Annotated in this window: 15 protein-coding genes and 1 pseudogene; 7 read left to right on the top strand and 9 right to left on the bottom strand. The window is 42.3% G+C overall.

Annotated elements, in window-relative coordinates; translation table 11 throughout:
- Positions 1 to 107: 107 nt before the first annotated feature.
- Positions 108 to 284, top strand: a complete 177-nt coding sequence (locus C5695_RS20340) for a hypothetical protein (protein ID WP_187441342.1) — start codon at positions 108 to 110, stop codon at positions 282 to 284.
- A gap of 33 nt (positions 285 to 317) precedes the next feature.
- Here the strand turns inward: C5695_RS20340 and C5695_RS01280 are convergent, their stop codons facing one another.
- From C5695_RS01280 to C5695_RS01250, 7 genes are all read right to left on the bottom strand, one after another.
- Complete coding sequence (locus C5695_RS01280) at positions 318 to 1,094, bottom strand: sulfite exporter TauE/SafE family protein (RefSeq protein ID WP_117728414.1); 777 nt, start codon at positions 1,092 to 1,094, stop codon at positions 318 to 320.
- Between the two features lie 58 nt (positions 1,095 to 1,152).
- Entirely contained in the window at positions 1,153 to 1,383 is a 231-nt protein-coding gene (locus C5695_RS01275) for a sulfurtransferase TusA family protein (RefSeq protein WP_117728412.1), read from the bottom strand.
- Positions 1,384 to 1,417: 34 nt separating this feature from the next.
- Positions 1,418 to 2,545: an MBL fold metallo-hydrolase gene (locus C5695_RS01270; RefSeq protein ID WP_117728410.1), complete on the bottom strand. Its 1,128-nt coding sequence runs from the start codon at positions 2,543 to 2,545 to the stop codon at positions 1,418 to 1,420.
- Between the two features lie 14 nt (positions 2,546 to 2,559).
- On the bottom strand, positions 2,560 to 3,120 hold the full coding sequence (locus tag C5695_RS01265; protein WP_117728407.1) for a sulfurtransferase TusA family protein: 561 nt from the start codon (positions 3,118 to 3,120) through the stop codon (positions 2,560 to 2,562).
- Positions 3,121 to 3,173: 53 nt separating this feature from the next.
- Positions 3,174 to 3,527, bottom strand: a complete 354-nt coding sequence (locus C5695_RS01260; RefSeq protein ID WP_117728405.1) for a rhodanese-like domain-containing protein — start codon at positions 3,525 to 3,527, stop codon at positions 3,174 to 3,176.
- 14 nt (positions 3,528 to 3,541) lie between these two features.
- The gene (locus C5695_RS01255; RefSeq protein ID WP_117728403.1) at positions 3,542 to 4,024 is read right to left on the bottom strand and encodes a DsrE/DsrF/DrsH-like family protein; all 483 of its coding nucleotides are present in this window, start codon (positions 4,022 to 4,024) and stop codon (positions 3,542 to 3,544) included.
- 124 nt (positions 4,025 to 4,148) lie between these two features.
- Positions 4,149 to 4,409 (bottom strand): metal-sensitive transcriptional regulator, encoded by a 261-nt coding sequence (locus C5695_RS01250; RefSeq protein ID WP_099726207.1) that lies wholly within the window; start codon positions 4,407 to 4,409, stop codon positions 4,149 to 4,151.
- 183 nt (positions 4,410 to 4,592) lie between these two features.
- On the opposite strand from C5695_RS01250, the gene C5695_RS01245 reads away from it, so the two are divergent.
- Positions 4,593 to 5,099: a hypothetical protein gene (locus C5695_RS01245; RefSeq protein ID WP_117728400.1), complete on the top strand. Its 507-nt coding sequence runs from the start codon at positions 4,593 to 4,595 to the stop codon at positions 5,097 to 5,099.
- A gap of 141 nt (positions 5,100 to 5,240) precedes the next feature.
- Here the strand turns inward: C5695_RS01245 and C5695_RS01240 are convergent, their stop codons facing one another.
- Positions 5,241 to 5,450, bottom strand: a complete 210-nt coding sequence (locus C5695_RS01240; RefSeq protein ID WP_117728398.1) for a hypothetical protein — start codon at positions 5,448 to 5,450, stop codon at positions 5,241 to 5,243.
- 451 nt (positions 5,451 to 5,901) lie between these two features.
- Here C5695_RS01240 and C5695_RS20335 point away from each other — a divergent pair.
- From C5695_RS20335 to C5695_RS01215, 5 genes and pseudogenes are all read left to right on the top strand, one after another.
- Positions 5,902 to 6,393: pseudogene (locus C5695_RS20335) on the top strand (thioredoxin domain-containing protein); the annotation flags it as partial.
- 147 nt (positions 6,394 to 6,540) lie between these two features.
- Complete coding sequence (locus C5695_RS20860) at positions 6,541 to 7,965, top strand: thioredoxin domain-containing protein (RefSeq protein WP_336470384.1); 1,425 nt, start codon at positions 6,541 to 6,543, stop codon at positions 7,963 to 7,965.
- Between the two features lie 152 nt (positions 7,966 to 8,117).
- Positions 8,118 to 8,888, top strand: coding sequence for a SurA N-terminal domain-containing protein (locus C5695_RS01225; RefSeq protein ID WP_117728393.1), 771 nt, complete (start codon positions 8,118 to 8,120; stop codon positions 8,886 to 8,888).
- A gap of 225 nt (positions 8,889 to 9,113) precedes the next feature.
- On the top strand, positions 9,114 to 10,448 hold the full coding sequence (gene glpT, locus C5695_RS01220) for a glycerol-3-phosphate transporter (RefSeq protein WP_117728391.1): 1,335 nt from the start codon (positions 9,114 to 9,116) through the stop codon (positions 10,446 to 10,448).
- Positions 10,449 to 10,540: 92 nt separating this feature from the next.
- Positions 10,541 to 11,422: a glycerophosphodiester phosphodiesterase gene (locus C5695_RS01215; protein WP_117728389.1), complete on the top strand. Its 882-nt coding sequence runs from the start codon at positions 10,541 to 10,543 to the stop codon at positions 11,420 to 11,422.
- 39 nt (positions 11,423 to 11,461) lie between these two features.
- Here the strand turns inward: C5695_RS01215 and C5695_RS01210 are convergent, their stop codons facing one another.
- Positions 11,462 to 12,850 (bottom strand): amino acid permease, encoded by a 1,389-nt coding sequence (locus C5695_RS01210; protein WP_117728387.1) that lies wholly within the window; start codon positions 12,848 to 12,850, stop codon positions 11,462 to 11,464.
- Positions 12,851 to 13,012: the final 162 nt, after the last annotated feature.

Below are 13,012 nucleotides of genomic sequence, written 5' to 3'. Positions count from 1 at the left end.
CTTTTTTGTTAAAAAGAGCCAAATACCCATTGACCGCATTCACACGATCCCCTATAATTCATATTAATATAATCGGTTTTTAAGACTTTAAACTGGAGTGGTGATCTATGAAGCGCTGGCCCTCACTGTTTGCCGAACGCTGCCCTAAATGTAAATCAGCATTAGAAGTCTCAAAGTCCAATGCCCTACAAGGCAAAGTCGTGAAAACATGCCCCAACCTTCATTATCAAAAAGAATACCATCCAGCCCTTGAAACATATATCGAGCACGATGACATCAAATAAAAAAGACCAACATACTTGCTCTGTTGGTCTTTTTTATAATAAATCCAGCCAAATTTTGACCGCTGTCGCCGTAATCATCACAGCGAGTGCCCATTGCAAGTAGACGGCATTGATTTTCTGACCAACCTTAGCACCAATGGGCGCAGCTGCTAAACTTGCCAGCATCAGAACAACCGCAGGAAGAAGCATGACTTGACCCGTCAATATTTTTCCAGTCGATGCACCTATCGCTGATAGAAACGTAATCGCAAGTGAAGACGCAATCGTCATCCGGACAGGAATTTTTAAAACAGACAGCATCACCGGCACCAATATAAATGCTCCACCCGCACCTAACACCCCGGAAATACTGCCAATGACAAAGGCAATACCTGACGCCAGCCCTTTATGAAAAGTGACTTCTCCCTCTGCCTCTGCACGCTGTCCCTTTTTGGGAATCAGCATGAGGATTACAGCCACAATGGCGAGCAATCCGTAGATGAGATTCATCCCATTCTCAGGCATAAAGTGAGATACATAACTGCCTAATAAGCTGCCCGCCAATATACTGATTCCCATATATAAAATCAACGACCGGTGTAAAAATCCGCTTTTCCGATAGGCCAAGACACCACCGAGCGTTGAAAAAAGCACTTGAATGGCGCCAATCCCTGATACCTCATGTGCTGATAGCGCCATCACACCAACGAGAGGTGGGATATAAAGCAGCATGGGATAGTTGATCACCGATCCCCCAATCCCCACCATTCCTGATAAGAAGGAACCAATACATCCGATGATAAAAAGTGTAATCAAAAACGCAAAATCCACGCTGGTCTCCTCCTTTGCAAAAGGAAAAGGGGATCTTCAGCAGATACCCCTACATCCTTTAGGACCCTTTTCTCACCCAGAACTTCAGTACACGTCCTTCATCCGTCTGCGTGATCAATTCATGTCCACTTGACTTCGCCCATGCCACCAAGTCAGCTTTAGCCCCTTTATCTGTTGCATGTATTTCTAAAACTTGACCTTCTGCCAAGTCATTCATTTTTTTCTTCGTCCGAATAATCGGCATTGGGCATGCAAGCCCTGTTACGTCTAAAATTTGATCTGATGTCATTTGATTTGTTCCTCTCTTCTTATTTTATTGGACATTACCGAATCGCACAACGGTTTGGACCGATTTCCATTTCGCGCTGCGCTTCCTCGTCTGGGCTCAGCTTCCCCATATTGGTTTGACGAATGTCTTGATACGCATTTGGCTGTGCAGGCAGATTCTTCGTGACCATTTGTCTAAATACGTCTTCATCTTCAATATTCAGTCCATGATTTTCTTCAAATAGAACGCCTAGCTCCTTCCAAACGCTTCCGTCTTCATTGACTTCATCCATGATCATGAAATGCGCTGGCAAAACAATGAGGTCTTTCGAAAGAGCTCCATATCGATCATAAAGTGTTTCTCTCAAATCACCTACCCAGTCCTCCGCCATTCCAGCAAGATCAGGTCTTCCAATCGAATCAACGAACAAGATATCGCCTGAAAGAAGATATTGATGATCCACGATAAAAGAGGTTGAACCGATTGTATGCCCCGGTGAGTAAAGGGGATGAATGTCAATGGAAGCCGCTCCAATCGTTATGCGCTGTCCTTCTTCAAGACGTTTATATTCAAAAATCACTTCTTCAGCATCTTTTGGCGGCAGCCAGTAGCTAGCACCCGTCTGTTCAGCCAGTTTCTTCCCGCCAGAAATATGATCCGCATGAAGATGGGTATCCAACACTTGAGTTATAGAGGCATCATGCTTTTTAGCAAAATGAATATAGACATCCGTCATTCTTGCTGCATCCACAATCGCGGCTTCTCCATTCGATATGATCATATAAGACAAGCATCCTTTACCCATTCGCACAAATTGGTACAACTCTCCACCGCCGGCTAAATTCCCGATCTTCACTGGCTCTAGATGCTCGCTCCACGCCTTCATACCGCCTTCTAAATAATGAACCGTTCTGCCCGCCTCTGACAGCATCTCCGCCACCATGATAGAGGAGCCTTCCTTGGCACAAACCACCAACACTTCACGATCATGAGGAATGTCATGCAAAATGCCCTCTACTCCTTCCAGGAGATCAAAATAAGGTACATTCATATCTACGATTGCTTCCCCTTCAATCTTCCAGTCTTGAACGTCCGCTTGATTTCGCACATCCAGCAAAAAGAGAGGCTCCTTGTTCACAATCTTTTTAGTTAACTGCTTTGCGGTCATCGCTTTTACCGTCATGTTTTATTCAACTCCTATTTTTCAATCGCTCCTGTCCAGCTATTCATGCCTGGCACTATATTTGTCAATTGATGAAATCCTTTTTCTTTTAACTTTTGCGCAGCTAATTCACTTCTTCTGCCAGAATGACAGATAAGATAAATGTCCGTCTCTCGGCTCAATTCTTCCGCACGTTGTTCAACCTCACCGAGAGGGATGTGAACAGCTCCTGGAATACGACCTGCCTCGTATTCATCCAGCTCTCGTACATCTAAAATAAACAAAGTTGGATCTTCTTTTACCTTCTGATGAAAAGTCTCCAAAGACATTTCCGAAATCATGGACTGCTCCTCCTCCTGTTTCGCTCCGCCCTTACGGATCAAATGATGGAGCACCTGGCCTTCTACTTTTGTTCCTAAAAATTCATGACCTGCACTTTTTGACCATGCTGCTAGATCCGCTGCTGATCCTTTATCAGTTGCCTGCACTTCAAGCACATCGCCCGGCAACAGCTCATTCATCTGTTTTTTCGTTTTTACAATTGGCATTGGGCATGCCAATCCTTTTGCATCTAAAATGACGGTTGGTTGCTGCATTGTATTTCCTCCTCTTTATAGGGGTGGGGGTATATTTTTATGCGCACTTCATGTTAACGCCAAGCATTCATGCCACCCTTGATATTCGTAATCTGAGTAAATCCTTGCTTCTTCAATATTTTCGCCGCCTGCATACTTCTCATCCCGCTTTGACATATCACATAAACTTCTTTATCTTTCGCAAGTTCATGTGCTTGTTCCTTTAACTGTGGCAATGGGATATTTTGAAATCCTTTGATATGATTTGTTTGAAATTCACTAGGAGAGCGCACATCAATGAGCTGTTGCCCTTTGCTTTTCAGCCTCTTTTTCATATCTGCTGCATCTATTTGCTTCACACCTCGTACCGGTAGAAAGCGGCTCACGAGTAATCCAATTACGATGATGAGTAAAATCGTCTGCACCATCCTGCTTCACCTCACTAGATAAATAAATTCACACGTCCGATTTCAGCTTCTGCTAAATATGCCGCTACACCAGCATATTGAATGTCATCCAATAATTCTTTCTCCTGTAGTCCTAAAAGATCCATCGTCATTGTACATGCCACGAGATTGATATCCTGCTCCTTCGCCATATCAATGAGCTGCGGCAAAGTCATGGCGTTGTGCTTTTTGATCACATGCTTGATCATCTTCGGGCCCATTCCTGCAAAATTCATCTTGGACAGCCCCATACGATCAGACCCGCGCGGCATCATCTTACCAAACATTTTTTCTAAAAATCCCTTTTTCAATGGCACCATCTCATCCTTACGCAAGGCATTCAATCCCCAAAAGGTATGGAAAATGGTCACCTCATGATCATAGGCTGCTGCACCATTGGCAATAATGTAAGCGGCCATCGCTTTATCATAATCTCCACTAAATAACACAATCGTCGTGCGCTTTTTCTGTTCTTCCATTCTGCTCCTCCTCATCCTAAGTACCCTATGGGGTATATAGAAAACAAAAATATATACACATACCGGTAAGGGTATATTACAACAAGTAAAAAAATCCGTCAACCTCCAAAGGCTGAGGAATTTCTTACCGGCTTTTCACCAATAGCTCAACTGCCTCTTTCACAAGACCTTCCGTATCCTTGCCTTCTTCAAGACTTTCACGGACACATTGCTCAAGGTTTGTACTCACAATCACACCCATCGCCCGATCAATGGCATTGCGTGATGCAGACAGCTGCGTCACCACCTCGCGGCAATCCTTTCCCTGCTCCATCATCGCAAGAACCCCTTTAATCTGCCCTTCAATCCGGCGAAGACGGTTCTTCATCTGCTGATTATATTCCATGTACAAGTACCCCTTTCTATTCTTTCTATGAACAGATAGTATACCCTAAGAGGTATTTAGTCAAACGACTTGCCCTTTTCTTTTGTAGAAAACGAATGTGAAAAGAATTGCACATTCCACCATTTATTGATAAAAAGTAAATAATCAACGAACAAGAAATCATTGAAGAAAAGAGGGCAACCCATGACTTTACAGCATTATATTGGATCAAACAAAGAACTGCCGCTTGGTACCATTGGTCAAAATCCTACCTATAAACCACTCTCTGAACTCAATATCAAATTGTTTGATAAAATACAAAAAAAGCACAAAACCTATCAAAAAGAAGATCCTTTGATAGAAGTATTTGAAACAGAAGAGGATTTCGAAGGCATTCACATTGATTATCTAGATCCTGTCTATGAAGCGGTAAGAAACAAATTCACGCATCCTTTTGTTTATGAATTAGAAATCATTCATTCTTTTCGTGCCCTTTTTCAATTCATTGAAAAAGTGCTGTCAACAGGAGAAACCATCGAAATCTATTCTTGTCTAAATGAACTCGAAACGAAAGAAAAGGATGATCAATTGGATGTAGAAATTGACCTAAGCAAAAAACGGTTTGGAAAACACATCAATTTTAAAGGGATCGATGAACTGATTGATATGTTTGAATTAGAAAACTTACAATATGTGTTGGTGAAGAAGTAGAGGAGAATTGACAAATTACATCAAAATGCAGTGTGCTTAGAGATTGTAGAAGCGTAACCTTGGTTAAGCAAAGGTCAATTAAAGTTATTAATAGAAAAACGAATATAAATGTAACAGGTAGTTGAAGGAACCAAAATCTCCTCAATTACCTCTTTGCAGATCATCGTAAACTTTTTCAAAAATCTCTATTGGCATTGAATACTTCGTTGTCTTATCATTACGGTAATTAACCACTATATCGATATGATGTTGCTTTTTTTCAAATTCAATTATTGAATTCTCCCATCTATCTCTAACGGAAATAACACAATGACCGTTTTTCTTCTCCTTTTTCTGATAAACATAATCCATTTTATCTCTCCGTTCTTATTATTTAGTATTAGATAGGTGAATTGACGTCACGTTTTAAATCAGTGATACCCAAGAAACATGAAGATAAAAAAACTAAATGTCGTGAGCAAGTTTAAAAACGTATAAAGATAATTTCTACCATAAATACTTAATATAATACCAACTGGACCTAATAGATAATTCAATAACCATAATCCGCTTCCATATCCAAATATCAAATTAGGGCTCCATAGTAGAACACCTATTACAAAGCATAGTAGCGATAGCCGTCCCATTGTTTTTTTAGACATTAGAACTCCTTCGATTTTTAAAATTGTAGGATATTTATTCAGTTTCCAAATATAGAAAAACCTATATTTTAACAAAATGATACACTTAAATAATGACTTAGTCTCTACTCCTTAAGAAATTTAAGATGAAATTAAACTAATGATGAAAAAGAAGGTGACCTATGCCAAACAACCAAACACCCAACCCACTCATCACTGAAAAATCTCCATACCTCCTTCAGCACGCCCACAACCCAGTTCACTGGTACCCGTGGGGGCAAGAAGCCTTTGACAAAGCCAAGCGTGAAAATAAACCAGTGCTTGTCAGTATTGGTTACGCCACATGCCACTGGTGCCACGTCATGGCACACGAAAGCTTCGAAGATCAACAAGTCGCTGACATCTTAAACGAGCATTTCATTTCGATTAAAGTCGATCGTGAGGAGCGTCCAGATATTGACTCGATGTATATGTCTGTTTGTCAGATGATGACGGGGCAAGGCGGCTGGCCGTTAAACGTGTTTGTCACGCCTGATCAAAAGCCTTTTTATGCGGGAACGTATTTTCCAAAGAGAAGTGCTTACGGTCGGCCTGGCTTCATTGAAGCACTGACACAATTGCTGGATGCGTACCACAACGACCGCGATCATATTGAATCATTGGCAGAGAAGGCGACAAATAATTTGCGGATTAAAGCAGCCGGTCAGACAGAAAATACGCTTTCTCAAGAGGCAATCCATAAAGCCTATTACCAGTTGATTAGCAGCTTTGATACGCTGCACGGCGGGTTCGGCTCAGCGCCAAAATTTCCTGCACCTCATATGCTTTCATTCCTGATACGCTATTACGAATGGACTGGGCAGGAGAATGCACTATATGCAGTCACGAAAACGTTAGATGGAATGGCAAATGGCGGTATATACGATCATATTGGTTCGGGATTTTCTCGTTATTCAACAGACGAAAAATGGCTTGTGCCGCATTTTGAAAAAATGCTGTATGATAACGCCTTGCTGATGGAGGCGTACACAGAAGCGTATCAGCTCACTCAACAACCCGAATATGAAAAGCTTGTCCAACGCCTGATCCAATTTATTAAACGAGATATGATGAATCACGATGGCTCCTTTTATTCAGCGATAGATGCAGATTCTGAAGGGAAAGAAGGGCAATATTACGTTTGGACAAAAGAGGAGATCATGACTCATTTAGGCGAGAATCTCGGGGCATTATTCTGCGCTGTTTATCACATTACAGAAGAGGGGAACTTTGAAGGGGCGAACATTCCTCATACCATTTCCACCTCTTTTGATGACATCAAAGCCTCCTTCTCGATTGATGACCATACGCTTCAGTCTAAGCTAAAAGAAGCCCGGCACATTTTACATTCTGTTAGACAGCAGCGTCCTGCACCGCTTGTCGATGACAAGGTGCTCACATCCTGGAATGCGCTGATGATCTCTGCGCTCGCCAAAGCTGGAAGGGTATTTGATGAAAAAGAGGCCATCCGTATGGCGAAACAGGCGATGTTCTTCCTAGAGACACACCTCGTCCAACACGATCGGCTCATGGTCCGCTACAGAGAAGGTGACGTGAAGCATCTCGGCTTTATCGAGGACTATGCGCATATGCTAAAAGCCTATATGTCTTTATACGAAGCGACCTTTGAACTGGAATGGCTGGAAAAAGCCACAACCATTGCTGAGAACATGTTTGAGCTGTTTTGGGACAAGGAAAAAGGGGGCTTTTTCTTCTCAGGATCAGATGCCGAAGCACTTATCGTTCGAGAAAAAGAAGTGTACGACGGTGCCATGCCTTCTGGCAACAGCACTGCACTCAAGCACCTTCTCATGCTAAGCAAACTGACCGGACGTCAGGATTGGCTAGACACATTACAGCAGATGTTCAAAGCCTTTTATGTCGATGTCTCTTCCTATCCAAGTGGGCACACAGCGTTTCTGCAAGGGCTCCTTGGTCAATATGCAACAAAAAGAGAGATCATCATTCTTGGGAAAAACGGTGATCCTCAAAAAGAACGGCTTTTACAGGCGCTTCGGAAACGCTTCGTGCCATTTGATATCATATTGACTGCCGAAACTGGACATGACCTAGCACAAATCGCACCTTTTGCAAAAGATTACAAAACAATCGACGACAGGACCACTGTTTATATTTGTGAAAACTACAGCTGCCGCCAGCCCATTACCAATATTGACGAGGTGATGGGGCAATTATTCCACGATTGAGCTTGTCATAAGATGACTGTGAGAAGACAAAATGAGGACAAACAGATAAAAAACATGTCAATCCGCTAACAAATCGGCTGTAAGGTTTTATTTTTCCTAAAAAACGGTTAGAATGCGCACTAGACGTTCTCATACCGAAGGGAGAGAAAATGATGAAAAAGGTATCATATACACTCATCGCTTGTCTGTTATCAGTGGGGCTTGCAGCTTGCTCGTCAAACGATGCGAAACAAGATAAGCAAAACGATTCAGCCAAAAACAAGGAAACAACACAGGCTGACCAAAAAGAGCAGCAAAAGCAAATGGAAGAGATGCAAAAGAAATTAGATGCACAAAAAATCGATGATCAAAAGGTCGTTGCGACCGTCAACCAAGACAAAATCACAGGCAGTGAATATAATAGCGCTCTATCAACCATTCAAGGGCAGCTTCAGCAATCAGGGCAAGACCCAACATCTAAAGAAGGCGAAAAAGCAGTCAAAAAACAAACCATTGATGCGCTCGTAGGTCAAGAGCTCATCCTGCAAGATGCCGAGAAAAAGGGCTTCAAAGCTTCAGACAAGCAGGTAGATAAACAGCTAAAAGAAGAAAAGAAACAATTTAAAGACAACGCTCAATTTGAAGAAGCATTGAAAAAGAGCGGACTCACAATGGATCAGCTGAAAAGTGACATTGCCGACAGCATCAAGTACAGCCAATATGTCGACAAGGAAATCAAATCAGCCTCTGTGTCTGAAAAAGACGTCAAAGCGTACTATGACCAATACGCAGATCAAATGAAAAAACAAAAGCAAAAAGCACCAGAATACAAAGAGGTTAAATCACAAATTAAAAAACAACTAGAATCTCAAGAAAAGCAGAAAGAAGTACAAAAAGAAATTGAAAAACTAAAGAAAGCTGCAAAAATTAATGTGTCTATTTAACCGCTAAGAAAAAATCCGCCATTGTGCGGATTTTTTTCGTTACTTGGCGAACTGTTTTTCCAAAATAATGACAAAAGCCTCATCATAAACAGCTAATCCATCCGATATGATGGGAGTACAAAAGAAAGCGCTATCAATTCTTTTGTCTCTTAAAAGGTACAAGATGAATCGCCGATCTCGTACTTTTGCTTCAGTCAATCGGACATCTACAAAAGGAGGGTCTTTATGTTCAAATGGTTCAAACCCGCTCCGCATATCGACAGGCTCGATGATGCCAAAACAGACGAGACGTATAAGAGGCTGCGGCTGCAAGTCTTTTTAGGCATCTTTATCGGGTATGCGGGCTACTATTTACTGCGCAAAAATTTTGCTTTTGCCATTCCTTATCTACAGGAGGAAGGGTTCACCAAAAGTGAATTGGGCTTTGTACTCGCAGCTGTCTCCATCGCTTATGGCTTTAGTAAATTCATCATGGGGATGATCTCAGACCGCTGTAATCCAAGATACTTTTTAGCCACCGGACTCTTTTTATCAGCCATTATCAATATCCTATTTGTCTCATTTCCATGGGTGACATCCAGTGTATGGATCATGTTCTTATTCATGTTTTTAAACGGCTGGTTCCAAGGAATGGGATGGCCACCATGTGGACGAACGATGGCGCATTGGTTTTCGGTTAGTGAACGTGGAACGAAAATGTCTATATGGAACGTCGCTCACAATATAGGCGGCGGGATTCTTGCACCACTCATCACCTTAGGGATTGTGCTGTTTGCGACGTGGAAAAGTATCTTTTTCTTCCCTGCCATCATTGCCATTATCGTCTCCTTCGTGATCATTCTTCTCGTCCGGGATACCCCGCAATCCACTGGTCTTCCGCCAATCGAAGAATATCGCAATGACTATCCGGCTCAGCAGTATGAAGATCAAGAAAAAGAATTAACAGTGAAAGAGATTTTATTTAAGTATGTACTCAACAATAAATTCCTTTGGTATATCGCCATTGCGAACGTCTTTGTCTACTTCGTCCGTTACGGTGTCGTTGACTGGGCACCGACCTACTTAACAGAAGCGAAGGGCTTTTCACCAGAACATTCACGCTGGTCTTATTTTCTTTATGAATATGCAGGCATTCCCGGTACATTATTGTGCGGATGGATCAGTGACCGTTTCTTTAGAAGCCGCCGCGCACCAGCAGGCGTCCTCTTTATGGTTGGGGTGTTAATTGCCGTTCTCGTGTACTGGTTAAACCCTGCTGGTAATCCAATGATCGATAACATTGCCCTTATTAGCATCGGCTTTTTGATTTACGGACCTGTCATGCTCATTGGACTTCAAGCCATTGACCTTGCTCCTAAAAAAGCAGCTGGCACTGCGGCCGGACTTACAGGCTTCTTCGGTTATATTGGCGGCTCTGCCTTTGCCAATGCGATGATGGGCGTTGTCGTAGATCACTATGACTGGACAGGAGGCTTCATTTTACTAGTTGGTTCTTGTGTACTTGCAATTGTCTTCCTTGCAATGACTTGGAATACAGGGAAGCGAGTAGAGCAGGCTTAATGAAAACCACATAAAAGATTCATATCCGCCCAACATGCCCTTTACATCTATTTTTTATGATGGAGGCAGTTACCGTAAAAGGAGGATAAAATATGAAGAAAAGTAGATTACTTGCTTTCGTGTTGCTCTCTTTTGCTTTGCTGTCTTTTGTTTGGGTGCCGACCTCCGTATCGGCACATGAACATCTTTTATCTCCCGATCGTATTCTAACCGTTGCACACCGCGGAGCATCAGGGTATGCACCAGAGCATACCCTGGCTTCCTACCAGCTCGCCACAAAGATGAATGCAGATTACCTCGAACTCGACCTTCAAATGACAAAGGATGGACATCTCATCGTCATGCACGATGAAACCGTTGACCGCACCACGAATGGAACAGGCTGGGTCAAAGACCTCACACTCGCCGAAATCAAACAGCTCGATGCCGGTACGTGGTTTAACGAAGCCAACCCCGACAAACAAAATGCCAACTATTTCGGACAGCGGGTTCTCACATTAGATGAAGTGCTACGCTATTTTGGCAAACGAGAAAATTATTATATTGAAACAAAAAAACCAGATCTTTACCCACGAATGGAAGAAAAGCTATTGGCGACCCTAAAAAAACATCATCTACTCGGAAAACATACGAGAAAAGGGCAGGTTATGATCCAATCCTTTAGTCAAGACAGCCTGCTAAAACTAAAAAAATTAGCTCCACGCTTGCCAAAAGTACAGCTACTAGACAGAACCCAAATGACGTCCATCACAGATGAACAACTCGGTTTCATCAAAACTTATGCAGTGGGTGTCGGACCGAATTTTAGAGCATTGACCCCTGAAAACGTACAACAGGTCAGAAGCCACGGACTCCTCCTCCACCCATATACGGTAAACAGCGAAGCAGACATGACCCGTCTACTGCAATACGGCGTCACCGGTCTTTTCACCAACTTTCCAGATGTTTTTAACCGTGTAAAAGCATCACTTTAAACATCAAAAGCCTTGCGGTCCATCCCGCAAGGCTTTTCATTATTTTATTGTTTGATCAGAAGAAGCTGTTTCGATCGGTTTCCGTTTCCCGATCCCAAATACAAAGAAACTAAGCGCTACTACAATCAAGAACCCAATGGCCACAATCAGAGAAATACGTGTATCCTGATTAATGAGCATAAATACAAGCACCATCAGTAAGAAACCGATTGTAAGATAATTAGAAAACGGCGCTAGCGGCATCTTGAATGGATGCTGATCAAGCGCAGCTCCCTTCGCCTCTCTAAAACCGATATGACTAATCAAAATCACAAACCAAGGCACCATACCAGGAAGTACACTCGCACTATACACATAGACGAAAATGTTTGGCGGAGAAACATAATTCAAGACAACTCCTACCGCTAAACCAATCAGCACAGCGAATGTTCCAAAATACGGTACACCATTCTTCGAAATCTTAGTGAAGAAAGCAGGTGCCTGCCCATTTACCCCTAATGTATAAAGCATACGACCTGCACTGAAAATACCACTATTACAGCCAGACATCGCTGCTGTAATGACGACAAAATTAATAATACCGGCCGCTGCTGTAATCCCAATTTTCGCAAACGTCGCCACAAAAGGACTGCCAAGGGTATTCAGCTGATCCCAAGGGTACACCGTCACAATGACAAAGATTGCACCGATATAGAAAATCAAAATACGCCAGATGATACTTTTAATAGCATTCGTCAGAGTCTTTTCTGGATTTTGTGCTTCACCTGCTGTAATCCCAATCAGTTCTACCCCCTGATAGGCAGCAATAACGAGCGACAATGCAAACAAGAATCCGGTAAATCCACCTGTAAAGAACCCGCCGTGCGCCCACAGATTAGACAAACCAATAGGCGTCCCGCCATTTCCAAATCCAAAGAAAATAATACCTAAACCTGCAATGATCATTAAAATAATCGTCACAATCTTGATCATTGCAAACCAAAATTCAAACTCACCGAACGATTTAACCGAAATCAAATTGGCCGCTCCCAAAATCATCATCGCAATTAAACCTGGAATCCACGCCGGTAGCTCCGGGAACCAATATTTCATATAAGCGCCTACGGCAATAATTTCCGACATCCCAACAATGACCCACTGAAACCAGTTACTCCAAGCCGTCATATACCCCGCAAGCGGATGAATATATTGATGACCAAATGTAGCAAATGAACCTGTACTCGGCTCAACGTATAACATTTCTCCCATCGCACGCATAATAAAAAAGATAAAGATACCACATACTGCGTACGCTAGAAGGACTGATGGACCTGTCCATTGAATGGCCTTGGCTGACCCCATAAATAAGCCAACACCAATCGTGCCGCCAAGTGCGATCATTTGAATATGGCGGGCACTTAAACCTCTCTTTAATTCCTTTTGAGCCACTTTTCTTCCCCCCTCATCAACAAACAACATAAAAAATAAAAATCAGAATTTTCATTCTGATTGTGAAACATCAATCTTTCGATGTATATTATCATAATAAATCTACCCTTAAAAAACAATTGTTTTTTTGAGGAAAACATTATTATCAAAATATTCCGACAT

The sequence above is a fragment of the Bacillus pumilus genome, from assembly GCF_003431975.1.
GTDB lineage: Bacteria > Bacillota > Bacilli > Bacillales > Bacillaceae > Bacillus > Bacillus pumilus_N.
This window is presented reverse-complemented; position numbering and strand designations above follow the sequence as displayed.